Annotated in this window: 28 protein-coding genes, 2 tRNA genes and 2 pseudogenes; 22 read left to right on the top strand and 10 right to left on the bottom strand. The window is 68.3% G+C overall.

All coding sequences use genetic code 11. From position 1 onward, the window contains the following. Positions 1-191: 191 nt before the first annotated feature. Positions 192-581 (bottom strand): hypothetical protein, encoded by a 390-nt coding sequence (locus ACFWH5_RS00470; protein ID WP_378830549.1) that lies wholly within the window; start codon positions 579-581, stop codon positions 192-194. Positions 582-1,072: 491 nt separating this feature from the next. Between ACFWH5_RS00470 and ACFWH5_RS00465 the strand changes: the two genes are divergently transcribed. Together ACFWH5_RS00465 and ACFWH5_RS00460 are read left to right on the top strand one after the other, a co-directional pair. Then, the gene (locus tag ACFWH5_RS00465; protein ID WP_378830547.1) at positions 1,073-1,273 is read left to right on the top strand and encodes a hypothetical protein; all 201 of its coding nucleotides are present in this window, start codon (positions 1,073-1,075) and stop codon (positions 1,271-1,273) included. Then, positions 1,248-1,511, top strand: a complete 264-nt coding sequence (locus ACFWH5_RS00460) for a hypothetical protein (RefSeq protein ID WP_378830544.1) — start codon at positions 1,248-1,250, stop codon at positions 1,509-1,511. Before ACFWH5_RS00465 ends, ACFWH5_RS00460 begins: the two co-directional genes overlap by 26 nt. 93 nt (positions 1,512-1,604) lie before the next feature. Here the strand turns inward: ACFWH5_RS00460 and ACFWH5_RS00455 are convergent, their stop codons facing one another. Beyond that, the gene (locus tag ACFWH5_RS00455; protein WP_378830543.1) at positions 1,605-1,772 is read right to left on the bottom strand and encodes a hypothetical protein; all 168 of its coding nucleotides are present in this window, start codon (positions 1,770-1,772) and stop codon (positions 1,605-1,607) included. Positions 1,773-1,884: 112 nt separating this feature from the next. Here ACFWH5_RS00455 and ACFWH5_RS00450 point away from each other — a divergent pair, with 112 nt between their 5' ends. The 3 genes from ACFWH5_RS00450 to ACFWH5_RS00440 are packed head-to-tail and all read left to right on the top strand — an operon-like array spanning position 1,885 to position 4,842. Continuing rightward, the gene (locus ACFWH5_RS00450; protein ID WP_378830542.1) at positions 1,885-2,088 is read left to right on the top strand and encodes a hypothetical protein; all 204 of its coding nucleotides are present in this window, start codon (positions 1,885-1,887) and stop codon (positions 2,086-2,088) included. Positions 2,089-2,141: 53 nt separating this feature from the next. Then, entirely contained in the window at positions 2,142-3,773 is a 1,632-nt protein-coding gene (locus ACFWH5_RS00445; RefSeq protein WP_378830539.1) for a class I SAM-dependent DNA methyltransferase, read from the top strand. Then, on the top strand, positions 3,766-4,842 hold the full coding sequence (locus ACFWH5_RS00440; protein ID WP_378830538.1) for a hypothetical protein: 1,077 nt from the start codon (positions 3,766-3,768) through the stop codon (positions 4,840-4,842). The genes ACFWH5_RS00445 and ACFWH5_RS00440 overlap by 8 nt, the downstream gene beginning before the upstream one ends. Before the next feature lie 31 nt (positions 4,843-4,873). Here the strand turns inward: ACFWH5_RS00440 and ACFWH5_RS00435 are convergent, their stop codons facing one another. Beyond that, positions 4,874-5,041, bottom strand: coding sequence for a hypothetical protein (locus ACFWH5_RS00435; RefSeq protein WP_378830536.1), 168 nt, complete (start codon positions 5,039-5,041; stop codon positions 4,874-4,876). 397 nt (positions 5,042-5,438) lie between these two features. Then, positions 5,439-5,759 (bottom strand): annotated as a pseudogene (locus tag ACFWH5_RS00430) (recombinase family protein); the annotation flags it as partial. A gap of 56 nt (positions 5,760-5,815) precedes the next feature. On the opposite strand from ACFWH5_RS00430, the pseudogene ACFWH5_RS00425 reads away from it, so the two are divergent. The 10 genes and pseudogenes from ACFWH5_RS00425 to ACFWH5_RS00380 all read left to right on the top strand — a co-directional run. Continuing rightward, a pseudogene (locus ACFWH5_RS00425) lies at positions 5,816-5,893 on the top strand (DUF4244 domain-containing protein); the annotation flags it as partial. Then, on the top strand, positions 5,893-6,249 hold the full coding sequence (locus tag ACFWH5_RS00420; protein ID WP_378830535.1) for a TadE family type IV pilus minor pilin: 357 nt from the start codon (positions 5,893-5,895) through the stop codon (positions 6,247-6,249). The pseudogene ACFWH5_RS00425 and the gene ACFWH5_RS00420, both read left to right, overlap by 1 nt. Before the next feature lie 96 nt (positions 6,250-6,345). Beyond that, positions 6,346-6,678, top strand: a complete 333-nt coding sequence (locus tag ACFWH5_RS00415; RefSeq protein ID WP_378830534.1) for a helicase — start codon at positions 6,346-6,348, stop codon at positions 6,676-6,678. A 111-nt stretch (positions 6,679-6,789) separates the two neighbouring features. After that, positions 6,790-9,621, top strand: coding sequence for a type I DNA topoisomerase (gene topA, locus ACFWH5_RS00410; RefSeq protein WP_378830533.1), 2,832 nt, complete (start codon positions 6,790-6,792; stop codon positions 9,619-9,621). Further along, positions 9,618-10,244, top strand: a complete 627-nt coding sequence (gene tmk / locus ACFWH5_RS00405; protein ID WP_378830532.1) for a dTMP kinase — start codon at positions 9,618-9,620, stop codon at positions 10,242-10,244. The genes topA and tmk overlap by 4 nt, the downstream gene beginning before the upstream one ends. Positions 10,245-10,285: 41 nt before the next feature. After that, entirely contained in the window at positions 10,286-11,443 is a 1,158-nt protein-coding gene (locus ACFWH5_RS00400) for a DNA polymerase III subunit delta' (protein ID WP_378830530.1), read from the top strand. Further along, positions 11,440-12,990 carry an alpha/beta hydrolase gene (locus ACFWH5_RS00395; protein ID WP_378830528.1) on the top strand — a complete coding sequence of 517 codons (1,551 nt, stop codon included), beginning with the start codon at positions 11,440-11,442 and terminating at the stop codon, positions 12,988-12,990. The genes ACFWH5_RS00400 and ACFWH5_RS00395 overlap by 4 nt, the downstream gene beginning before the upstream one ends. 91 nt (positions 12,991-13,081) lie before the next feature. Then, positions 13,082-13,154 (top strand) — tRNA-Thr (locus ACFWH5_RS00390). 76 nt (positions 13,155-13,230) lie between these two features. Beyond that, positions 13,231-13,854 carry an isochorismatase family protein gene (locus ACFWH5_RS00385; protein WP_378830526.1) on the top strand — a complete coding sequence of 208 codons (624 nt, stop codon included), beginning with the start codon at positions 13,231-13,233 and terminating at the stop codon, positions 13,852-13,854. Beyond that, complete coding sequence (locus tag ACFWH5_RS00380; protein WP_378830523.1) at positions 13,851-14,390, top strand: DUF1697 domain-containing protein; 540 nt, start codon at positions 13,851-13,853, stop codon at positions 14,388-14,390. Before ACFWH5_RS00385 ends, ACFWH5_RS00380 begins: the two co-directional genes overlap by 4 nt. A 24-nt stretch (positions 14,391-14,414) precedes the next feature. Here the strand turns inward: ACFWH5_RS00380 and ACFWH5_RS00375 are convergent, their stop codons facing one another. After that, entirely contained in the window at positions 14,415-14,618 is a 204-nt protein-coding gene (locus ACFWH5_RS00375) for a hypothetical protein (protein ID WP_378830521.1), read from the bottom strand. A 26-nt stretch (positions 14,619-14,644) separates the two neighbouring features. Between ACFWH5_RS00375 and ACFWH5_RS00370 the strand changes: the two genes are divergently transcribed. Beyond that, on the top strand, positions 14,645-15,163 hold the full coding sequence (locus ACFWH5_RS00370; protein ID WP_378830519.1) for a CGNR zinc finger domain-containing protein: 519 nt from the start codon (positions 14,645-14,647) through the stop codon (positions 15,161-15,163). Between the two features lie 29 nt (positions 15,164-15,192). Here ACFWH5_RS00370 and ACFWH5_RS00365 read toward each other — a convergent pair whose 3' ends face one another. Continuing rightward, positions 15,193-15,741, bottom strand: a complete 549-nt coding sequence (locus ACFWH5_RS00365; protein WP_378830517.1) for a type 1 glutamine amidotransferase domain-containing protein — start codon at positions 15,739-15,741, stop codon at positions 15,193-15,195. Between the two features lie 114 nt (positions 15,742-15,855). Between ACFWH5_RS00365 and ACFWH5_RS00360 the strand changes: the two genes are divergently transcribed. Then, complete coding sequence (locus ACFWH5_RS00360; RefSeq protein WP_378830514.1) at positions 15,856-16,353, top strand: hypothetical protein; 498 nt, start codon at positions 15,856-15,858, stop codon at positions 16,351-16,353. A 33-nt stretch (positions 16,354-16,386) separates the two neighbouring features. Here ACFWH5_RS00360 and ACFWH5_RS00355 read toward each other — a convergent pair. Together ACFWH5_RS00355 and ACFWH5_RS00350 are read right to left on the bottom strand one after the other, a co-directional pair. Beyond that, a tRNA-Lys gene (locus ACFWH5_RS00355) sits at positions 16,387-16,459 on the bottom strand. Between the two features lie 190 nt (positions 16,460-16,649). Then, positions 16,650-17,315 carry a fasciclin domain-containing protein gene (locus ACFWH5_RS00350; RefSeq protein WP_378830513.1) on the bottom strand — a complete coding sequence of 222 codons (666 nt, stop codon included), beginning with the start codon at positions 17,313-17,315 and terminating at the stop codon, positions 16,650-16,652. Between the two features lie 303 nt (positions 17,316-17,618). On the opposite strand from ACFWH5_RS00350, the gene sigK reads away from it, so the two are divergent. The 5 genes from sigK (at position 17,619) to ACFWH5_RS00325 (ending at position 21,623) form a co-directional block, all read left to right on the top strand. Then, the gene (gene sigK, locus ACFWH5_RS00345; protein ID WP_378830511.1) at positions 17,619-18,218 is read left to right on the top strand and encodes an ECF RNA polymerase sigma factor SigK; all 600 of its coding nucleotides are present in this window, start codon (positions 17,619-17,621) and stop codon (positions 18,216-18,218) included. Next, positions 18,215-19,057 (top strand): anti-sigma factor domain-containing protein, encoded by an 843-nt coding sequence (locus tag ACFWH5_RS00340; RefSeq protein ID WP_378830509.1) that lies wholly within the window; start codon positions 18,215-18,217, stop codon positions 19,055-19,057. Before sigK ends, ACFWH5_RS00340 begins: the two co-directional genes overlap by 4 nt. A gap of 12 nt (positions 19,058-19,069) precedes the next feature. Then, a complete protein-coding gene (locus ACFWH5_RS00335; RefSeq protein ID WP_378833489.1) occupies positions 19,070-19,708 on the top strand; it encodes a DNA-directed RNA polymerase subunit beta in 639 nt (212 codons plus the stop codon). A 170-nt stretch (positions 19,709-19,878) separates the two neighbouring features. Continuing rightward, complete coding sequence (locus tag ACFWH5_RS00330; RefSeq protein ID WP_378830507.1) at positions 19,879-20,760, top strand: aminodeoxychorismate lyase; 882 nt, start codon at positions 19,879-19,881, stop codon at positions 20,758-20,760. 74 nt (positions 20,761-20,834) lie between these two features. Further along, entirely contained in the window at positions 20,835-21,623 is a 789-nt protein-coding gene (locus ACFWH5_RS00325) for a DUF6612 family protein (protein WP_378830505.1), read from the top strand. 105 nt (positions 21,624-21,728) lie between these two features. On the opposite strand, the gene pstB is transcribed toward ACFWH5_RS00325, so the two are convergent. Then, positions 21,729-22,508, bottom strand: coding sequence for a phosphate ABC transporter ATP-binding protein PstB (gene pstB, locus ACFWH5_RS00320; RefSeq protein WP_378830503.1), 780 nt, complete (start codon positions 22,506-22,508; stop codon positions 21,729-21,731). 28 nt (positions 22,509-22,536) lie between these two features. Beyond that, positions 22,537-23,619 (bottom strand): phosphate ABC transporter permease PstA, encoded by a 1,083-nt coding sequence (pstA, locus tag ACFWH5_RS00315; RefSeq protein ID WP_378830501.1) that lies wholly within the window; start codon positions 23,617-23,619, stop codon positions 22,537-22,539. Position 23,620: the final 1 nt, after the last annotated feature.

The raw sequence follows: 23,620 nt of genomic DNA, 5'->3' as shown, positions 1-23,620 counted from the left end.
CTCCAGGATAGCGAGGGCTGAGCGGCGGAGAATACCGACGATTGCTGGCACCTTGGAGAGGACACGCAATTCACGCGGCGTCAGGAGGTAGGGGTCGGGTCTCGTCTTGCGAAGGAGATGTCCCTGCGACGCGGAATAGTCCCTGTGCTCACAACGGGGGACGTCTGCATGCCGCGCAGGTCGTGCTGCTCTCAGCTGAAGAGCCAGCGGTATACGCACAGCGCATACAGCACACCGATCGCGAGAACCACGACAAGGAGCTTCACCCAGGCCGGTCGCTTCCGGATGATGAGCAGCGCGCCGGCGACGAGGGTGGGTATGAAGAACGGCGCGGTGTACGCGAACGAATGACTGAGCGGACCCCAGCTATCGACGAAGGTGTGAACGCCGTTAGTCCAGCCGACGAGCGCGCTGAAACCGAGAAAGCCGATCGCCATGATCGCAGGGACCGCCGTCACGATGAGGGCGGCAACGATGTAGTGGGGGCGCGTCGCGGTGGCGATGAGGCCGAAGAACCCCAGCAGCGCGAGAACGCCCTGGGTCAGGATCGTGATGTTCAGCTCGTACGGAGGCGGGTTCATGCCGACCAGGAGAGGTGCGTATGCGCTGGCGATGACGAGGAGCGTGCTGACGACAGCGATGGCGGTCCGCGTCACGGAAGATGTCCGAGGCTGGTCGGTGTGCAGCTCCGTCGCGGTGCCCACTGTCATTCCAGCATCTTGGGCAAAGGAATCTGACAGATCGCGCGAAGTCGACCGGCGAGAGGTCGCATGAACCGGCGCACTAAACTAGCGCCACCGGTTCGGACGACGAGTCACACGAGGTCAAGGAGCGTCATGTCCAGCACCGACAATCTCGGCCCTGCGCCTGGTAGCAATGGCCCTCTTCGCGGCCGTTCTGTCCGGATGCACGTCCGCGTCAGAGATCACCGGCACGGAGCCGACACCTACGGCCCGCGCAGAGATCGTCGCCGAGACGACGCCGGAGCCAGAAATGAACGAACCCACCTGCTCTCGCATGTCTGAGGTGTAGGCGACGGGGCGGTCTGTACTGGGAGCGACAGGGCACCCTGATGGATCTCGGCGCACGCCCCTACGCGCAAGGAGAGGTGACCGTCGATGAGGACGGCACCCCCGTGACCTACGCGGTTGAGGCGGGCGACGTCGAGGCGGTCATCGCCGAGCGTCTCTGCGCGTACACCGTTCTCGGATCGATGAATCACGTGCGCACGATCCAGCCGGGGGCAGGTGCTCTGGCTCACCCCAGACCCTGAGCTTCCGGTGGTGCCGTACTACAACCCAGATGAAACAGAGCCTGGCTTCCGGCAGGGCCCGTACCAGCAGGCCATCGAGGCCGCAGGGGCAGCCGTCGACGCCGGCGATCTGGACCGAGTGCGAGCGATCTGGAACGACACACTCAAGGGCATGTTTGTGGACCAGGAGACGATCAACATCATCCAGGAGGTCGTCGACTCGGGTGACCTCGACGCGCTCCGCCAGGCGTTCTCCTGAGGTGAGAACGCACAGGGTCCGGCAGAAGGTGCTGCGGGGTTCGTTTGCGTTCCGGATTCAGCCGGGGCAAGTGCCAGGAGCTACGGCCGCCCGCTATGCAACGAGGTTCCCGCGGTCGTCGAGGAGCGTCAGTGCCACCGCCCTGCACAGCGTGCAGCAGGGGTGTCCGACGCGCTTGTAGGCGACGAGGTAATCCGCGACGTGGCCGGTGTGCCACTGGTCTCCGGCGTCGCGGTAGCGGTGGTGGACGATTGTGCGCATGGCCCTGGCAGATCCTCGCTGTGCGGGAGGGCGTCGGGTCGTCAGCGACGCGGAGGGTCTTTCAGGGTACGCGAGCGAGGCCACCGACAGAGCGCGTGCGAGACTGGGGCGCATGGACTTCGAGCATGTCGAAGGGCCAGACGGCCTGGACATCCGCGTGCCGACGGACGAGAGCTATCGGACGTGCGCTGAGTGCGGTGGGGATTGCGCGCCGGACACCTCGCTCAGTGCGGACGGCACGGGCGTGCGGATCGCCTTCGTGTGTGCGGAGCATGGCGTACAGAGCGTCGTGGATCCGTTCAGCGACCTCAGGTGAGGTCGTGGCGGGTCGTTTGCTCGGATCCCAAGCTTTCACGTCAGAATAGGTACATGTCTTCGAATCTCGCTCGCGCTGCCGACACGCCGGAGATCCGCAAGGCTCGTGGAGCGTTCTTCACGCCGGATGGGATTACGCGCCATCTGGCAGAGTGGGGTATTTCCAGCGCGACCGACCGTATTCTCGAGCCGAGTGCCGGCGAAGCAGCGTTCCTGACTGCTGCCGTGGCGCGCCTGCACGGCCTGGGAGCTGAGAAACCTCATGTCCACGGTGTCGAAATCCACGCTATGTCCGCCAAGGACGGTCGCGAGATCGTCGCCGCGGCCGGCGGACGCGCCACGATCCGCGTCGCGGACTTCTTCACGACAGAACCGAGGGGCAACTACGACGTCGTTCTCGGGAACCCGCCGTACATCCGATACCAGGACTTCTCCGGTGATGCCCGTGACCGTGCGCGGCTTGCGGCCCTGCAACAGGGCGTAGCGCTGACGGGTCTCGCGTCGTCATGGGCGGCGTTCGTCATCCACGCCGCGGCGCACCTGAAGATGGGCGGCAAGCTCGGCATGGTGCTTCCCGCCGAGTTGCTCAGCGTGAACTATGCCGCGCCCGTGCGGCGCTATCTGCTAGAGAACTTCACCAGCGTGGAGCTGGTGGTCTTCGATGAGCAGGTATTCCCTGACGCGATGGCGGACACTGTTCTCGTCAAGGCTGCCGGCTACCGCGAGGGATCTACCGTCGAAGCGTCGCTGCAGCAGACGCGCAACGCAACGACACTCGATACGCTCGCCGCCCAGCGCTCGTGGGCGGTGTCGGGCACTGATCGCTGGCATGCTGACCCGCTGAACGAGGAAACGATCGATCTCATCGCAGAGCTCGTTGGCTCGTTGACGTTCGTCTCGCTGGAGACCTATGGAGATACCACGCTGGGTGCTGTGACAGGCAACAACCGCTTCTTCACGATGACGCCTGAGCGTGCGCAGCGCCTCGGCATCCCGCAGCGTGACCTGGTGAGGATCAGCCCTCCCGGAAGCGCGCACCTTCGCGGCCTGGCGCTGACGGAGAGCGCGCTCACGAGACTCGGTCAGGCAGGCCAGGCGACGTGGCTGCTCGCTCCCTCTGGTAAGCCGGCGGCTGGCACTCTGGCGTACATCGAGTCCGGCGAGAGCATGGACGTGCACAAGGCGTACAAATGCCGGATCCGCCCCGACTGGTGGCGCGTCCCGCTGCTGGCACCACCGGACCTGTTCCTGACGGCGATGAACGCCGACACTCCGCGACTCACGACCAATTGCACAAGAGCGCGTCATCTCAACAGCGTCCACGGCGTGTACCTCGCAAGCGAGCACCGCGAGCTCGCGATGGCCGTGCTGCCCGTGGCGTCGCTGAACTCGCTCACGCTGCTCTCTGCGGAGCTCAGTGGTCGCAGCTACGGCGGCGGCATCCTGAAGCTCGAACCGAGAGAGGCCGACCGCTGGTGGATGCCTAGTCCTGCTCTGCTGACGCAGCATCGCGAGGAGCTGAACGCCATCAAGCCGCGCGTGCAGAGGCTCTTGCAGGCTCGGAATCTGGAGGCCGCTGTCGAGACCGTCGACGCGGTGCTATTCAACCAGGACATGACGCCGGTGCGACGTGACCGAGCAGGAAAGGCGAAGCGACGCATGACAAGAGGACGTTCGAATGGCTAAAGCGTCGCTGGCGGAGCTGGCCTGGGTCCAGTTCGATCGCATCATCGCTGATGCGACGCAGAGCGGGCACACCGATCCTTGGGTGGACGGTGCCTACCACTTCGACAGGAACGTCCTGGAGAAGCTACTCGGAGTTGCTCGGGGCGTCGTCGGCAAGGACACACAGGCGGGGATGCTCTCGAAAGCACTTGATGCCTGGCTGGCGTACGAGCTTCGCCGCGCAGGCTTCGATCACGAAAGCGTGTGGCCACGTGCGACGTGGCCGCGGGTCGTTCCACGTGCCATCAGTGCGTTGATCGAGGGGTTCGAGACCAAGAACGGTGCGTCTGCCAAGGAGATCGCTCCCGTCAAGGCCCGACTGTTCAGCGATAATCGCCCCAGCGGCCTCGTGAAGGCCGATGCGAACGTGCTCGGAAAGATGTACGAGAAGCAGGTCGACGTCGTGCTGACAGACGCGATGACGGGGCCGGAGATCCTCATCTCGACGAAGCGCATGGACGGCAGCATCGGCAATAATGCCGCGAACCGGATCGAAGAAAGCTACGGCGACGCGAAGAATCTGCGTGGTCGTCACCCGCTGGCGAGCCTCGGCTTCGTGTTCGGGTTCGGCGCTCCTGCTGTGCGGGAAAAGCCCGGGCCGGCGATCAGGATGCTTGACCTCCTGAACAAGCTCTCCGATGAAGACGATGCGTACGACGCCGTGGCATTGCTGCTGATCGATTATGACCCTGACCTGCCGGCGCTCGATGTGCCTGATGAGCTCCACCGTGCGGCACGGGACATGGATTACATGGATGCTGCCGTCGCGGCTCAGATCGACCATGCACCGAAGATCACTGTGAAGACGGAGCTCATCGAGCAGGAATTCAGCCTGATTGTGCCGGTTGAGCTGCACATCGGAACCGCGCTCAAGACGCTCATCGATCACGTGCTGCGCGTGACACCGGTCGCTTATCACTCAGAGGCACGTGTCCGTCGTGATGCTCTTGCTTTGCCTGGTGCGACGACCGAAGAGGATGACGTTACTGACGCGTTCGAGTTGCCCGATTCGACGGATGACGAGGGCTGAGCAAGCTAGCAGAATTACCGGGCGAAGCTGCTCAGTCACCCTTCGACGTGATCTCCAGCGTCTCCATGAGCTTTTCACCGCGCGGGCGTTTGCCGTAGCCGATGGGTTTGATCGCGACGGTCATTAGCGCGTTGATGATGGCGCGCTTGCGGCCGAGAGTGCGCGTCTGCCACCATGCCCTGACGTCCTCGACGCCCATGAGGTCCGCGAGCGGGTGTCGCTGCACAGCGGCGCCAGCTCTACGTCGACCGCTCGTATCTGTTCTTCGAGCTCATCGAGCTGCTGCTCGGCCGCGGCCAGGCGTGACGCGTCGCTACCGACGAGTTGGAAGACAGCGGCGCGGCCGGCGTCGAGAGCCTCACACGGGTCCGTAGCGCCGGAATGTCGATCTCCGCCTCTCGCGGGCCGACGAGGTCGACGATGTCGGGCTCGGAGAGGCGCTGGATGCAGTACTTCCTCGATCAGCTCGTCGATGACCTCACCGTTGCGCATGATGTGAGACGGCCTGCCCGAGCAACGGTAGGTGTGATACCTCCGGGGCTCGGCCGAGCCACCTTCTTTGCGCTCGGTCGGGTGCGTCTCGCCGCGTGCGGACTTCACCGGCTTGCGGCGCACGGAGCAGACCGCGAGGCCGGACAGGAGTCAACGCCGTGCTGTGCCGCCGTGGAGGGGCCGTACAGCGAGGAGTTTGGTACGGGTGACCAAGTTACCTCCTCCCGGGTCACGATCGGCTCCCACGCGCCCGCTGAGCACGCGTCCAGGTCGATCGCGGCCAGACTGTGCTCTCGCGTCGGCTGTGCGGGCGGGAGGAGGGCTGCGTACAGGGGGTTGAGGAGGATCCGGCGGACGGTCGAGCTATGCCACTGCGTGCCGCGCCTCGTCAGCGTGCCGGCGTCGGTGAGGTCTCGTGCGATCTGCCCAGCGGTGCGCCGGCCATGTACTCGCGGAAGATGTGGCGAACGAGCGACGCTTCCTGGTGGTGATCATGCGCTCCGACGAGGTGCGCGGAATAGTCACCGATCTCGTCCGACGGGCTCTCACGGTGTCGTGATGCGCCACCGGCGCCTGCGCGGGCTCGGCGGTGACGAGGGCTCCGTCGCCGCCGAGCTCGCCGTCGCCCTGCCCGCGGTGCTCCTCGCCCTGCTGCTCGGCGTCGGCGCGTTGACCGCCGCGGCGCAGCAGGTCGCCCTGCAGGACTCCGCGGCGGACGCCGCGCGGCTGCTCTCCCGCGGCGAGAGCGTCGCCAGGGCCGCGGGGATCGTCGCCGATGCGGTCGCCGGCGCGCAGATGAGAACGAACACGGCCGGCGAGATGATCTGCGCCACCGCGTCGGCGCCGTTCCGGGTCGGCCGGCTGATCAGCCTGCCGTTGACCGCCGAGAGCTGCGCGCTCGCCGGCGGCCTCTGACGCGACCCGGCGGACGCACCCGGGCTCGTGAACCCGGGGCTCGTGCGCCCGAACACGTGCACCCAGGCTCGTGCACCCAGAGAGAAGGAGGACACGATGGCAGGCACCGCGCTCGCCGCCGGCATCCTGACGGTCACCGCGACGCTGTCGCTCGGACTCGCCGCCGTCGGGGGAGCGGCGGTCACGGCGCAGCGTGCCTCCGGAGCCGCGGATGCCGCGGCGCTCGCCGCGGCCGATGTCGCCTCCGGCGCCGTCGTCGTCGACGACCCGCCCTGCGCCGTGGCGGCGCGGGTCGCCGCGGCATCCGGGGCGACCCTGTCCGCGTGCACGGTGGAAGGGGTGCGCGCGACCGTCGAGGTGGAAGCGGCGTACGCTGGTCTCGTCGCCGTCTCCCGCGCCCGAGCAGGGCAACCCGAGGGAGGACGATGACGATCCCCGCATACCGCCGCCGTGCCCACCCGATGACGCCGCGTCGCCCTGACTCTGCGTCGGCACCAAGAAAGCGGTGTGTATGGTGTGCTTCGGAGAAAGGACGCACTCTTGGCTGCAGGCAAGAAGCTCGTCATCGTCGAGTCCCCGACGAAGATGCGATCGATCCAGGGGTACCTCGGCGACGGCTATGAGGTGCTGAGCTCGGTCGGTCACATCCGCGACCTTGCGGACAAGAAGGACATCCCCGCCGCCGACAAGCCGGCATACGGCAAGTACTCCATCGACGTCGAGAACGATTTCGACCCCTACTACGTCGTCTCCGATCGCAAGACGAAGACGGTCGCCGAGCTGAAGCGTGCGCTCAAGAGCGCCGACGAGCTGCTGCTCGCCACTGATGAGGACCGCGAGGGCGAAGCGATCGCCTGGCACCTGCTCGAGACGCTCAAGCCGAAGGTGCCCGTCAAGCGGATGGTCTTCCACGAGATCACCAAGGACGCCATCCAGGCCGCCGTCGGCAACACCCGCGAGCTCGACCTCGCGCTCGTCGACGCCCAGGAGACGCGGCGCATCCTCGACCGGCTGTACGGCTGGGACGTGTCACCGGTGCTCTGGTACAAGGTGAAGACCGGTCTTTCGGCCGGGCGCGTGCAGTCCGCGGCGACCCGGATGATCGTCGACCGCGAGCGTGAGCGCATGGCCTTCGTGTCGGCCGACTACTGGGATGTCGAGGCCACCGCCCGCTCGGCCGGTGCCGGGTTCCGCGTGCGTCTCGTGCGCGTCGACGGCGGCCAGCTCGCCCGTGGCAGCGACTTCGACGACGCCGGCAAGCTCAAGAAGGCCGTCGTCGTCCTCGACGAGAAGCGCGCCGCCGCGCTGGCCGCCGCCGTCGCAGCATCCGGTGGTGGCACCGTCACCGGCGTCGACGCCAAACCGGGCACCCGCCGGCCGTACGCCCCCTTCACCACCTCCACGATGCAGCAGGAGGCGGGACGCAAGCTCTCGATGAGCGCGAAGCAGGCGATGAGCGTCGCCCAGCGTCTCTACGAAAAGGGATACATCACCTATATGCGCACCGACTCCACCGCGCTGAGCACCCAGGCGGTGCAGGCGGCGCGGGCGCAGGCGGTGTCGCTCTACGGCGACGCGGCGGTGCCCCTCAAGCCGCGCGTGTACGCCTCGAAGAGCAAGAACGCCCAGGAGGCGCACGAGGCAATCCGCCCGTCCGGCGAGAAGTTCCGCACCCCCGCATCCGTCGCCTCGCACCTCGACCGCGAGGAGCAGCGCCTCTACGACCTGATCTGGAAGCGCACCGTCGCCAGCCAGATGTCCGACGCGAAGTACGAGACCACCACCGTCACGATCGAGACGGATGCCGCCGGCGAGAAGCTCAAGTTCACCGCATCGGGAACCGTCTACACCTTCAAGGGCTTCCTGGAGGCCTATGAGGAGGGTCGCGACGAGAAGCGCGGCGACGCCGACGCCGCCGAGAACCAGTCGCTGCCGCAGGTAGCCGTCGGTGACGATGTCGGTATGGCGGATGCCGAGGCCAAGGGCCACCGCACGACGCCGAAGCCGCGCTACACGGAGGCATCGCTGGTGAAGGCGCTCGAGGAGCACGGCATCGGCCGGCCCTCGACCTTCGCGAGCATCATCGGCACCGTGATCGACCGCGGCTACGCCAGCAAGCGCGGGCAGGCGCTCGTGCCCACCTGGCTCGCGTTCAGCGTCGTGCGCCTGCTGGAACAGCACTTCGCCGACCTCATCGACTACGACTTCACCGCCGCCCTCGAGGACGACCTCGACGCGATCGCCCGCGGCGAGCAGAAGCGCGTCGAGTGGCTGCGTCAGTTCTACTACGGCTCCGACGCGCAGGTGGGTCTGCGTCAGGTCGTCGACAACCTCGGCGAGATCGACGCGCGCGCACTGAACTCCACGCCGATCACCGAGAACGCGACGCTGCGGTTCGGCAAGTACGGCCCGTACCTCGAGGTCGCCGATCCGGCGAACCCCGACGCGAAGCCGCGCATCGTCAACGTGCCGGAGGATCTCGCGCCCGACGAGCTGACCTCCGAGAAGGCACAGGAGCTCATCGACGCCCCGGTGGCCGGCGACCGCGTGCTCGGCGAGAACCCCGAGAACGGAAAGGTCGTCGTCGTCAAGGACGGCCGGTTCGGCCCGTACGTGCAGGAGAACGACCCCGTCTCCGAGGACGACGCCGTCGACGCGACCACCGGTGAGGTCGTGGAGACTCCCAAGCCCAAACGCGGTGCGAAGAAGGATGCCGCTCCGAAGCCGCGCACGGCGTCGCTGTTCCGATCGATGTCGGTCGACACGATCGATCTGGACACCGCGCTGAAGCTGCTCAGCCTCCCGCGTGTCGTCGGAGCGGACCCGGAGTCGGGCGACGAGATCACCGCCCAGAACGGCCGCTTCGGTCCCTACCTGAAGAAGGGCGCCGACTCGCGGTCGCTGGAGAGCGAAGCGCAGATCTTCGACATCACCCTCGAGCAGGCCCTTGCGGTGTACGCGCAGCCGAAATACGGTGCAGGCTCGCGCCGTGCCTCCAGCGCGCTCGCCGAGTTCGAGGCCGACCCGGTCAGCGGCAAGCCGATCCGCATCCGCGACGGCCGCTTCGGCCCGTACGTGACCGACGGTGAGACGAACGTGACCATCCCGCGCGGGCAGAAGCCCGAGGACATCACCTTCGAGGCGGCGGTGCAGATGCTCGCCGACAAGCGCGCCAAGGGCCCGGCGCCGAAGCGCGGCACCAAGAAGGCTCCCGCCAAGAAGACCGCCGCGAAGAAGGCACCCGCGAAGAAGGCGCCGGCCAAGAAGGCGACGACGAAGACGGATGCCGAGAAGGCGGCCGCCCGTTCCGCGGCCGCGAAGAAGGCCGCGGCGACGCGTGCCGCGAACGCGAAGAAGAAGGCGGACGCGTGACCGCAGGCCCCGGGCTCTGGATCACCCTCGAAGGCGGCGACGGCTCGGGCAAGACCACGCAGTCCGAGCTGCTCGCGAGCTGGCTCGGTGCACAGGGCTCGACCGTTCTGCGCACACGCGAACCCGGCGGCTCCGACGTGGGCACGCTGATCCGCGACATCGTGCTGCACCACCGGGGCGACATCGCCCCGCGCGCGGAGGCGCTGCTCTATGCCGCCGATCGGGCGCACCACGTCGCCACGGTCGTGCGCCCGGCGCTGGAGCGGGGTGAGGTCGTCATCCAGGACCGCTATCTCGACTCGTCCGTCGCGTATCAGGGCGCCGGGCGCGTGCTGGACGCCACGGAGGTGCGTGACCTGTCGCTGTGGGCGACCGAGGGCGCGCTGCCAAACCTGACGGTGCTGCTCGATCTCGATCCTGTCGAGGCACGCCGACGCCTCGACGCCGACGACAAGCCCTTCGACCGTCTCGAGGCCGAGCGGGAGGAGTTCCATGCCCGCGTCCGGGCGGCGTACCTCGCTCTCGCCGAGGCGGAGCCCGACCGCTTCCTCGTCGTCGACGCCGCGCTGCCGGCATCCGAGATCGCGGAGCGCGTCCGTGCGCGCGTCGCCCCCCTGCTCTGACCTGAGCGGTTCCGTCGGCGCCCCCGGTTAGGCTGGAGCCCATGACCGCCGTCGAGATCGCGCCCTTCCCGTGGTCCGACGTGTGGGGGCAGGATGCCGCGGTCCAGATGCTGCGCACTGCGGCATCCGATCCGGCCGCACTGTCGCACGCGTGGCTGATCACCGGCCCTCCCGGCTCGGGGCGCTCCACCCTCGCGTATGCGTTCGCCGCTGCGCTGATCGCCGAAGGGCCCGACGACGAGGCCACCATGCGGCAGGTCCTCGCCGGCACGCATCCCGACGTCACGTCGCTGCGCACCGACAAGGTGATCATCACGATCAAAGAGGCGCGCGCGCTGGTCGAGCGATCGTACTTCGCGCCGTCCGCCGGTCGCTACCGTGTCATCGTCGTGGAGGATGCCGATCGCATGGTCGAGCGCACCTCCAACGTGCTCCTCAAGGCGCTCGAAGAGCCGCCCGAGCAGACCGTGTGGGTGCTGTGCGCACCCAGCGAAGCCGACCTGCTGCCCACGATCCGCTCGCGGGTGCGCGCACTGCGGCTGCAGGAGCCCGAGGTGGCCGACGTGGCGCGCCTCATCTCGCTGCGCACGGGCGTCGACCACGACACCGCGGAGCAGGCGGCGCGGCACGCTCAGCGTCACATCGGCATGGCGCAGCGCCTGGCGACAGACATGTCCGCCCGCCGCCGGCGCGATGAGACGCTGCGCAGCGTGCTCGGCGTGCGAGGCGTCGGCACGGCGATCGAGGCCGCCGGAGCCATCATCCAGGCGGCGACCGATGACGCGAAGGCGCTCACGGTCGAACGCGACGAGGCCGAGCGTGCCGCCCTGCTGCGCACGGTCGGCATCGCCGAGGGTCAGGCCGTGCCGCCCGCGCTTCGCGCGCAGATCTCCGCGCTCGAGGAGGAGCAGAAGAAGCGCGCGACCCGCAGCCTTCGCGATGGGATCGATCGGGTGCTGACCGACCTGCAGTCGATGTACCGTGACGTGATCATGCTGCAGTATGCGCGTGGCGAGACGCTCATCAACCGCGAGCTCGAGCGTGAGCTCACCGCCCTCGCCGCCGCCTGGCCCGTGGAGCGCACCCTGTTGGTGCTGGACGCCATCGCCGACACCCGCGAGTCGCTGGAGCGCAACGTGGCGCCGCTGCTCGCGCTGGAGAGTCTTCTCGTCACCGTCTCGAGCGGAAGGACACCGTGAACCGATCGAAGCCCGCCCTGCGCCGAGTCGCCGCCGCCGGTGCGGCACTCGTCTGCGCCGCGCTCGTGCTGTCCGGCTGCCTGTATGCGCAGATCCCCGAGGACAAGGCGTCGGTCACCCGCGAGCCCGACACCACGGGCGTCGCGGACGAACTGATGCCGTTCTACTCGCAGACGCTCGAGTGGACGCAGTGCGGCACGGGGATGGACTGCGCCGACGTCACCGCCCCGCTCGACTGGGATGAGCCGCAGGCGGGCGAGATCTCGCTGGCGCTCGTGCGCCACCAGGCGACCCGGCAGCATCAGGGCTCACTGCTGGTCAACCCCGGCGGTCCCGGCTCGAGCGGCTACGACTACATCGCCGAGAACCTGACCTACGCCGTCGGCCCGGCGCTGATCGAGAACTTCGACGTGATCGGCTTCGACCCGCGGGGGGTCGGCCGCTCGACCGCCGTGACCTGTTTCGAGGACCCCGCTCAGCGCGATGAGTTCAACTACGGCCTGACCACCGAGCCGCGCGACACCCCGGAGTGGGAGGCCGAGCTGCAGGCCGACCAGAAGGAGTACGCCGAGGCCTGCGCCGCGAATTCCGGAGAGCTGCTGCAGCACGTGACCACGGTCAACGCCGCGCGCGACATGGACCTGATCCGTGCGGTGCTCGGCGACAGCCAGCTGAACTACCTCGGCTACTCGTACGGCACGTTCCTCGGCGCGACCTACGCCAAGCTGTACCCCGGGCGCGCTCAGCGCCTGGTGCTCGACGGCGCGATCGATCCCTCGATTCCCGGTCTGGACGTCGGCACGACCCAGGCGCTGGGGTTCGAGTCGGCGCTGCGCGCCTACCTCGAGAACTGCCTCGCCTCGAACGGATGCCCGTTCAACGGAACCCTCGACGACGCGCTCACCGACTTCCGTGCCCTGCTGGCCGCAGTGGAGCGGTCGCCGCTGCGCAACGGCGACGGACGGATGCTGGGCGCCGACACGATGGTCACCGGCGTCATCATGGCGATGTACAGCCAGGGCTCCTGGCAGTACCTCACCGACGCGCTGACCGCCGTGCTGCAGGGCGATCCGTCGACGATGTTCTTCCTCGCCGACAGCTACAACGGCCGCAACCCGGACGGCACTTACGCCGACAACTCCATGGACGCGTTCAACGCATACAACTGCATGGACTACCCCGTCGAGGACGACCCCGCCGCGGAGGACGCCGCGATGAAGCGGATCGAAGAGGGAGCGCCCACCTTCGCCCCGTACTGGCAGGGGCCCGATCTCTGCGAGCAGTGGCCGTACCCGCCGACCGGCACCCGCGAGGCCATCACCGCACCCGGGGCCGCGCCGATCGTCGTGGTGGGCACGACCAACGACCCGGCGACACCGTACGAGTGGTCCGAGTCGCTGGCCGAGCAGCTGGAGACCGGCGTGCTGGTCACCCGTGTCGGCGAGGGTCACACCGGTTACAACAAGGGCAACGGCTGCGTCGACGCGGCGGTGGAGGGCTTCCTCATCGACGGCACCGTGCCCGAGGACGGGCTGCGCTGCGAGTGAGCGGCGGATGCCGCAAGCGATGCGCGCCCGATTCGTCGCCGACGGGTCGGACAGGGTAATATCGTTGATCGTGCCGCGGTGCGCCGCGCACGCCACCTTAGCTCAGACGGCAGAGCGATTCACTCGTAATGAATAGGTCAAGGGTTCGATTCCCTTAGGTGGCTCACAGGAAGGGCCCGGGATCTGCATCCCGGGCCCTTCGCCGTGTTCGGATGCCGCCGCCGCGCGTACGCTCGAGGCATGAGCAGAGCGCTTCTCATCGTCGACGTGCAGAACGACTTCACCGAGGGCGGTGCCCTCGCTGTCGAGGGCGGGGACGAGGTCGCGTCGGGGGTGAGCGCCCTCCTCGCCGCGCACGCCGCGGACTACGCCGTGATCCTCGCCTCCAGAGACTGGCACGATGCCGACGGAGACAACGGCGGTCACTTCGCGGAAGAGCCCGACTTCGTGGACTCCTGGCCGGTGCACTGCGTGGCCGGCACGCCGGGGGCCGAGTACGACCCGCTGCTGCTGACGGACGCGATCACGCACCACGTCCGCAAGGGCCAAGGGCGCCCCGCATACTCGCTGTTCGAGGGCGTAGCCGACGGCGGCGAGACAGTGGGCGAGATCCTCTCGGCCGGCGGTATCACGGATGCCGACATCGTGGGCATCGCGACGGATCACTGCGTGCGCGCATCCGCCCTCGACGCGATCGCCCACGGCGTGCGCGTGCGCGTTCTCACGGACCTCATCGCAGGCGTCGGCTCGGGCTCCAGCGAGGCTGCGCTCGCCGAGCTCGCCCACCACGGTGCGGAACTCGCGCAGGCGCGCACCACCGCGACGGGCGCCGACCGCGCAAGCTCGGGCGAGGAATCCACGTGACCGCGCGCTGCGTCCTGCTGCTGCGCGCCGTCAATGTCTCCGGTCGCAACCGGGTGCCGATGGCCGAGCTCCGCGCTCTGCTCGCCGCGCGCACCGCGCTGACCGGCGTCTCGACGTACATCGCCAGCGGCAACGTGATCTGCGACGAGCCCGATGACCTCCCGGCGACGAGCGCCGAGGTGCGGGCGCTGATCGCCGACGAGTTCGGCGTCGACACGCCCGTGATCGCTCGTGCACACCGCCCCTTGAGGGCCGCGCTCGACCAGAATCCATTCCCGGATGCGGCCGCCGAGAAGATGCTGCACGTCATGTTCCTCGAGGGGGATCCGGCCGCCGGCGCCGAAGAGGCGCTGCGCCCCCGCCTGCAGCCGGGGGAGCGGATCGCGCTGAGGGGCCAGGATCTGTGGATCGATTACGGCGCAGGCGGGGTGCAGTCCACGAAGCTCACCAAGTCGGCGCTGGATCGAGCCCTCGGCGTGGCGGGCACCGGTCGGAACCTGCTGACCGTGCGCAAGCTCGTGGAACTCACCGGTTGAGGCGGCCGTGCGCGAGCGTGCGACTCAGTACCGGGTCGGGCGGCTCACCTCCTGCGGCGGTGACCACGGGGCGCTGCGCAGGTCAACGCGACGGGCGGGGCAGCCCGTGCAGTGCACGTAGAGGATCTCGCCCTCGGAGGTGCGATGGGCGGAGTCGACGATCCAGGCGTGCTCGTGCGCCACGGGAGTCGCGATGACATCAAGGGGAAGAGTCGACGGTGCGGTCATGCCATCCACGATGATGTAATGCTCTTATGCACCTCAACCCTTACGGTGAGTACGCCGTGATCATGGCCGCCTCGCTGGCGAACGACTGGCCCGCCGACCGTACGGGGGTTGAACAGCGCACCCGTGACTTCGGCATGACGATGGAGTTCGCCGAGGACCCGGGCGATCACGCGCGATCCCGTGCCGTGATCGACGCGTGGCTGAGCGTCGTCGACGCACCCGATGCCGCGACGCGCGCTGTGCTGCTGAACAGCCAGATGGCGGCCGCAGCCGCCTACCCGCAGATGGTCGACCACGACGGCGAGGGGTGGCACCTGCACTACCGTGACGCGACGACGTCGCTGCCGTCCGTGCTGGAGGCTGTGATCAGCGTGGGCACCGCCCTGCACCTGACCGGCCGAGGGGCGCACCGGCTCGGCAGATGTCACGCCGCGCCGTGCCGCCGGGTGATCGTGGACGTCACGCGCAATGGCCGCCAGCGCTACTGCTCGGTGCGATGCGCGAACCGGGATGCGGTGCGAAGACACCGCGCGCGGAGTGCGTAGCAGCCCGCGCGCGGTGTCTCGGTCTTGCGTCAGGCGTGCTGGGCGCGGTGCTTTCCCTCGCCGATCTCCTCGATCAGCTTCGTGTTGAAGGCGGGCAGGTCGTCCGGCTTGCGGCTCGACACCAGCCCGGCATCGACCACCACCTCCTCATCGACCCAGGCGGCTCCGGCGTTGCGCAGGTCGGTGGCGAGGCTGGGGTAGCTCGTCATCGTGCGGCCTTCGACCACACCGGCCTCGATCAGAATCCAGGCTCCGTGGCAGATCACGCCCACCGGCTTGCTCTGCTCGAAGAAGGCGCGGGCGAAACCCGCGGAGGGGCCGTCCATCCGCAGGTGGTCGGCGTTCACCACGCCGCCGGGCAGCACGAGAGCATCGAAGTCGTCGGCGGAGGCGTCGGCGACGGGGACGTCGACGGCCTGCACGTGGCCGTTCTTCCCGGTGATCTCGTCGGATGCCGGCGAGACCATCGTGGCCGTCGCTCCAGCCCCGGTGATCGCCTGCCACGGGCTGGTCAGTTCGCTGTCCTCGAATCCGTTCGTCGCCAGGAAGGCGACCTTGGCCTCAGAGATGCTCGTCACGATTCGATCCTTTCCGTGAGGGATGGGGGACGCTGTCAGGATGCGCTTCGCATCCGCTGAACTGCAGGGGCTGGCCAGGCGCGGCCACGCGTGATAGGTGCCACAATCGACGGCATGACGACAGCGAACGCGCGGACGACCGCGACCCTCGCCGGCCTCGCGCTGATCATCCTGCCGCTGCTGGCCGTGCTGTTGAAGCTCACGGTGTTTCCCGGCTGGATGATGGTGCTGGCGATCTGGAGCAGCCCGCTGCTGCTGATCGGCTACGCGGTGCAGGTCGTGATCGCGGCGAATGCGCTGCTGCGCCAGCGCGGCGTTTTCCAGCGAACGACCGCCCGCCGGCGCGGCGTGATCGCCGCCTGGCTCACCTCGGCCGGCGTGCTCGCCGCCGCCTTCTTCCTCGTCGACGGCGGTGACGACGGGCGGTTCGGCTCGGCGTTCACCGTGTTGATCGGCCGCAGTTCCACCGGCGAGGGTGAATCTCTGTCGATGTCGTTTTTCGCGGTGTGCGCAGCGATCTGGCTCGGCGCCTGGCTGTGGCTGCTCGTCGAATGGATCGTGCAGCTGGTGCGGGCACGGTCCGCGCAGCGGTCAAGGGGACTTCACGTCTGACCTCTCGGTGCGCGACCCGTGAAGGATCCCGGGTGGGCCCCGTGGGGCTCGAACCCACGACCCGCGGATTAAAAGTCCGATGCTCTGCCAACTGAGCTAGAGGCCCGTCGAGGCCGAAGGCCTGACTGATCCATCCTAGCCGGGCTCACGCGCCGCATCGATGACGCCGCAACGCCGAACGCGCCCGTCGGAGCATCCGACGAGCGCGTTCTTGCCCCGGTGCGCGCGCCCTCCCCAGGGTCGGCGCCACGGTCCTCCGGCGGGTCGGCCCTCCCCAGGGTCGATCCGCCGAGAGGTCACTGAGCCGGGGGCATCAGCACCGTGTCGATGAGGTACACCGTCGCGTTGGCGGTCTGCACGCCGCCGCAGATGACGTTGGCGTCGTTGACCATCCACATGTCACCGGAACCGGTGACCTCCAGCTCAGCGCCCTGAACCGTCGTGTGCATCCCGGCGATGTCAGCCGGCTCGATCTGGCCGGGGACCACGTGGTAGGTCAGGATCGACGACAGGGTGTCGGCGTCGGTCTTGAGACCCTCGATGGTGGCCGGGTCGATCTTGCCGAAAGCGTCGTCGACCGGCGCGAACACCGTGAACTCGTCGCCGTTCAGCGTGTCGACGAGGTTCACGTCGGGGTTCAGCTCTCCGCTGACCGCCGACACGAGGGTGGTCAGCATCGGGTTGTTGGACGCCGCCACGGCGACCGGGTCCTGGGACATGCCCTGGATGGAGCCCGCGCCGTCCGGGACCTGCTCGGCGTACGCCTCGCAGCCGGGGCCGACGAGGTTCGCCGCCGGGTCCATCGTCTCGGGCGCGTCCTCCGTCGTCTCGGACGTCTCGGGCGCCATGGGCTCGTCGGATGCCGAGTCCGGCTCGGAACTCATCGTGCAACCCGCCAGCACGAGGACGCCGGCGAAACCGAGCGTCAGAGCTGCGGTGATCTTCTTCTTGGTGCTGAGCATGTCAACCTCCGGGATTCGGAGCCGCGGACTTCCCGCGGCGTCGTCGGTTGTTCGGGACACCGTCCGGATCGGATTGGACATCGTCCGACATCGACCGCATCCAATCCGATCGGCACCTCAGAGCCGAAGCATCAGCGACGGAAGGCGGATCAGGGATCGCCGTCGACGGCACTCCGCGATCGTACGAACGGATCGACGGCGAGCCGCGCGACGGGAAGCTCACCCTCGAGATCTCACCAGGCGTGCCGGTGTACTCGTTCACCTTCGGGTGAGGCGCGGCGCGCAACACGGGAAGGATGCGGCATGCTTGTGGAGATGGTCATCGACGGCGTGGACGTGCCGGAGGACGGCTCGGCGGGAGATCTCGCCGCCGACCTCCTCGTTCGCGTATCGGATGGCGACCAGCACGCCTTCGCGGAGCTGTACGACATGCTCTCCCCGCGGGTCTTCGCCCTCATCCTCAGGGTGCTGGTGAACCGCTCGCAGAGCGAGGAGGTGCTGCAGGAGGTCTTTCTGGAGATCTGGCAATCCGCAGGGCGCTTCGCTCCGAACAAGGGGCAGGGACGATCCTGGGTGCTGACGATCGCGCATCGCCGGGCCGTCGACCGTGTGAGGTCGTCGCAGGCGAGCGCCGACCGTGACAACCGGATCGGCGTGCGGGACCTCGACACCGATCGTGATCTCGTCGCCGAGGTGGTGGAATCGCGGATGGAGGGGGACAGAGTGGTGGCGGCGCTCGCCACCCTGCCGGAAGCCCAGCAGGAAGCACTCGTCCTCGCGTATTACGGCGGGTACAGCCAGAGCGAGATCGCGGCGCTGGTGGGAACGCCGCTGGGGACGATCAAGACGAGGATGAGAGACGGGCTCTCGAGACTGCGCACGGAACTGGGGGTGATCGCATGAACAGGGACGAGTTCGCTGAACTCGCCGCAGGCCACGCGCTGCGCGCGCTGTCGGACGCTGACGAGCAGCGTTTCCAGCACGCGCTCTCCGCGCACCCCGAGTGGAGCGATCAGATGGCTGCCGACGAGGAGACTGCGGCGGCTCTGAGCGAGGCGCTGACTCCGGTCGCACCGCCGCCTGCGGTGCGCGATCGACTGCTGGCGGCGATCGCCGGAGAGGCGGCCGACGCGACGCCTGCCGCGACGGATCGCGCCGCAACGGATCCCGCCGCGACGGATCGCGCCGCGTCGGACGGGCCCGCGACGCTCCCCACATCCGAATCCGGAGATGCTGCGCCGGCGGCGGCGCTTCCGCGCGGCCCCGTGGACGATGCCGCACGCGGACACTGGAGCCGGCGATTCTTCGCCCTCGCCGCGAGCTTCGTGCTCCTGGTCGGCCTCGGTGTCGGCGCCGCGATCGTCATCCCGCAGCTTCTGCAGCCGGAGGCGGTGTCGGCGCTCGAGCGGATCCGTTCCGCCGATGATGCCGAGCAGGCGAGCATCGAGCTGCCCGCCGGCGGCGAGGCGACCGCGCACTGGTCGGAGACGCTCGGCAGCGTGGTGCTGGTCGCCGACGGTCTCGACGACCTCGATGAGAAGAAGACCTATGAGCTCTGGTTCGTTCGCGGTGACGCGCCGGTGGCGGCCGGCACTTTCCGTCCCGAGGGCGGCGACGCCACGGCGCTGCTCGAAGGGCGGATGCGCGCCGGCGACGTGATCGCGGTGACCGTCGAGCCCGCGGGTGGTTCTCCCACGGGCATGCCGACCAGCGATCCGATCATCGTCATCCCCACTGCGTGACATCGGCGTACCCTGGATCGGGTGCCTGAACACTTCCATCGCCCCGTCCGCCGCCCGCCCGCGACGTTCGACAACATCGTCGGCGCCACAGACCCGGCCGAGCAGTCGCGCATCGCGCATGCGACCGCCTCCGCACTGCTCGAGAGGGCGCGCAAGGATGCATCCGGTGAGACGACCGAACGACTGATCGCGTTCGCCGCCGAGCACGGCATCGATGAGATCGCCGAGCTGTGGTCGCATTCTCCGGCGCGCTCGCTGCCCGGTGCGCTGTGGCGGCTGTACCTGCTGCAGCTGGCGATCCGCGATGACGGGGTGACCACCGCGCTGCTCTACGAGCGGGGGCGGGTCGAGCTGCAGACCGCGGACGCGGTCATCGCGGGGGCACCCGCACCGGCGAGTCCGGAAGAGCTCGTGGCACTGGTCGACACCATTCTGCGCGGGGTGTTCCAGGGGGACTTCGCGATCGCGCTCGATCGCGCGGCGGCATACTGCCGCGTGCAGGCATCGGGGGCCACGCACCTCGCCGACGACTACGAGACCACCGAGCCGCAGCGGGCGAGCGACTTCACCCGCCGCGCGTTGCGGCTGAGCGGATACGCGTCGGACCTGTCCGACTCGGCAGCGGCGTGGCGGATCGGCGTGCTCACCTGAGTTTCGTCCGCGCCCGCTCGCCCGGACAGAGAAAGACCGGGCCGCAAGAACGCCTCTCGGCGGAAGGCCGCTCGCAGCGGCAGAAGTTGGAGCCCGGGGTTATGCGGCCCGGCCGATCAAGTGTAACGCGTCGCACGCGGAGATATTCCCGGGAGCTCTAAGCTCGTTGCATGTCACTGCGTCTCGCCCTGATGATCGTGCCCGCTGACGCCGAAGACGAGCGCGACGAGTTCTCCGACACCTTCACCGTCGTCGACGCATCGGCACCCGCGCTCAGCGTCGGTGAGCTCAGCACCCAGCGCGGCGACGGCGTGTTCGAATCGATCGGGGTGGTCGACGGGCACGCGCAGGAGCTCGAGCCGCACCTGCGTCGGCTCGCTCACTCCGCGCGGCTGTGCGACCTTCCCGCGCCGAACCTCGCCCAGTGGCGGCAGGCGATCGTCGTCGCGGCATCCGAATGCCCGCCGGGCGAGGCGGTCATCAAGCTGATCCTGAGTCGCGGGGTGGAGCACGGACCGACGCCGACCGCCTGGGTCACCGCCGCATCCGCCGCCGACTTCACCGCCGTCCGGCACGACGGCGTGCGCGTCGTGACGCTCGATCGCGGTTACGATCTTGGCGCGGGAGAGCGAGCCCCCTGGCTGCTGCTGGGGGCGAAGACCTTGTCGTATGCCGTGAACATGGCCGCCCTTCGCGAGGCCAAGCGGCGAGGCGCCGAGGACGCCATCTTCGTCACCAGCGACGGCTTCGTGCTCGAAGCGCCGACCGCTTCGCTGATCCTGCGGTTCGGTGGCCGGTTCATCACGACGGCGCCGTCCGCCGGCATCCTGCACGGCACCACCCAGCTGAGCGTGTACGAGCATCTCGAGGCGCAGGGCTTCGCATGCGAGTACGCCACCATCGCGGCATCCGCACTGACCACGGCAGACGCCGCGTGGCTGGTCTCGAGCGTCCGCCTGGCGGTGCCGATCACCGCGGTCGACGGCACGCCGGTCGCGACGGACCCTGCGCTGACGGCAAACATCAACCGATACCTGCTCTCACCGCGCTGATCGCCGCCGCAGGTGGGGATCTCTGCCCATGGTCGCGCGCCGTCGCGCCGCTGTGTCTCCCATAGGATTTTCTTATGAGCACACTCTGGAAACGCGCACTCGCGACCACGACCATCGCTCTCGTCGCAGGACTGGGTCTGACCGCCTGCGGCACGGGGGGAAACGACACGACCGGCACCGACAAGGGCGGGCAGAGCCAGACCGAGACGGCATCGGGCACGATGACGGCTGACGACTTCGTCCAGCGGATCAACGACGCCCAGTACGAAGCGGGATCGTCGCACTTCGTGCAGACGATGGACGTGCAGGGGCAGAAGATCGAGACCAGCGGCGATCTCGTCGTCGACGAGGACCCGTCGAAGGTCAAGATGACCATGACCATGGCCGGCGGCATCGAGATGCGCATGGTCGACGGCGAGCTCTACCTGAACATGGGCGAGGTCACCGGCGGCAAGTTCTATCAGGCGCCGAAGGACGGCAGCAACCCGATGGTGGAGCAGCTGAACTCCTCCGTCGGCCAGGCGAACATCGGCCAGCAGCTGGAGGCGTTCAAGACGGCGCTCAAGGACTTCAAGGCCGAGGAGGGCGCCGAGACGATCGACGGCGTCGAGACCACGAAGTACACGCTCACGCTCGATACCGAGAAGCTGTTCGAGGCGCAGAAGACCGAGGTGCCGGAGGGCGCCGACATCGGCGACACCATCGAGTACGAGATGTTCGTCGGACCCGACGACCTTCCCCGCCGACTCGTGATGGACATCGCGGGCACCGCGATGAACATGGAGTTCAGCAACTGGGGCGAGGATGTCACCGTCGAAGCGCCCCCTGCCGACCAGATCACCGACACGCTGCCCGGGGCCTGAGGACCCGCGCCAGAAGGCCCCCGCGGAATCCGAGCGGTTCCGTGGGGGCCTTCCCTGTTCCGGCTGTGTCTGCGCGCCGGGTGAGCTGAGCGGGTCAGCGCCGGATCACCCGAAGCGGCCCGAGACGTAGTCCTCGGTCGCCTGCACCGACGGCGTGGTGAAGATCGTCCTGGTGTCGTCGTACTCGATGAGGTTGCCCGGCTTGCCGGTGCCGGCGATGTTGAAGAAGGCGGTCTTGTCGGACACCCGCGAGGCCTGCTGCATGTTGTGCGTCACGATCACGACGGTGTACTCGTTCTTCAGTTCGCCGATGAGCTCCTCGATCGCGTAGGTGGAGATCGGGTCGAGCGCAGAGCACGGCTCGTCCATGAGGATCACCTCGGGCGAGACGGCGATGGCGCGCGCGATGCACAGACGCTGCTGTTGGCCGCCCGACAGCCCGGACCCGGGCTTGTCGAGGCGGTCCTTGACCTCGTTCCACAGGTTCGCGCCCCTGAGCGAGCGCTCGACCAGCGCATCCTGGTCGCTCCGCGACATCTTGCCGTTGTTCAGCTTGACCCCGGCGAGCACGTTCTCCTTGATCGACATCGTCGGGAACGGGTTCGGGCGCTGGAACACCATGCCCACCTGGCGGCGCACCAGCACCGGGTCGACGCCGGGGCCGTAGAGGTCCTTGCCGTCGAGCAGCACCTCACCCTCGACGCGGGCACCGGGGATCACCTCGTGCATGCGGTTGAGCGTGCGCAGGAACGTGGACTTGCCGCATCCGGACGGGCCGATGAACGCCGTCACGGTGCGCGGCTGGATCTCGAGGGACACGCCCTCGACGGCGAGGAAGTCGCCGTAGTAGACGTTGAGGTCGTTGACTTCGATGCTCTTGGACATTCCGGGGTTCCTTCGGGTCGGATGCGGCTCAGCGGCCGGCGGTCTTGGGGGCGAACCACTTGGCGATCAGCCGCGCGAAGAGGTTCAGCAGCATGACGATGAGGATCAGCGTGAGCGCGGCGGCCCAGGCGCGCGCCACGGAGGCGTCGGCGGCGGTGCCCTGGTTCATGTAGGAGTTGTAGGCGAACACCGGCAGCGTCATCATCTGACCGTTGAACAGGTTCGTGTTCAGGCTCGCGGTGAAACCCGCGGTGAGCAGCAGCGGAGCCGTCTCGCCGATGACGCGGGCGATCGCGAGCATGACAGAGGTCGTGATCCCGGCGATGGAGGTGGGTAGCACGACCTTGAGGATGGTGAGCCACTTCGGCACGCCGAGGGCGTACGCCGCCTCGCGCAGCTCGTTGGGCACGATGCGCAGCAGCTCCTCGCTGCCTCGGACGACGACCGGGACCATGAGCACGGCCAGCGCCAGTGCGCCCATGAAGCCCATCGAGATGCCGGGGCGCACGAACAGCGCGAACACCGAGTAGATGAACAGACCGGCGACGATGGAGGGGATGCCGGTCATCACGTCGACGAAGAAGGTGATGCCCTTCGCGATCCGGCCGCGGCCGTATTCGACCAGGTAGATCGAGGTCATCAGGCCGACGGGCACCGCGATCAGCGTGGCCATCAGGGTGATCAGCACCGTGCCCCAGATGGCGTGCACGATGCCGCCGCCCTCGCCGACGACGTTGCGCATCGAGTAGCTGAAGAACTCGGCGTCGAAACGCAGGATGCCGTTGGAGACGACGGTCCACAGCAGCGAGATCAGCGGCAGCAGGGCGATGGTGAACGCGGTCGATACGAGGGCGGTCATCAGACGGTCGACGGCCTTGCGCCGGCTCTCCGCGATCGACGAGAGCACGGTGATCAGCACCATGTAGGCCAGCACCCCGACGATCACGGCGCCGGCGATGTTGAAGTCGGCGAGCTCGCCGCCGACGGCCATCACGGCGAAGACGGCGAAGGAGCAGACCAGGGATGCTCCCAGCAGGGCCCAGGGAGCCCAGCGCGCCAGACGGCCCGTGGTGAGCGTCGCGCTGCGTGCGGGGGCGGTGATCGTGGTCATG

This window comes from Microbacterium sp. NPDC058345, from assembly GCF_042723855.1.
Taxonomy (GTDB): Bacteria; Actinomycetota; Actinomycetes; order Actinomycetales; family Microbacteriaceae; genus Microbacterium.
Note: the sequence above shows the minus strand (reverse complement) of the source record. Positions and strands in the feature narration are given on the sequence as shown.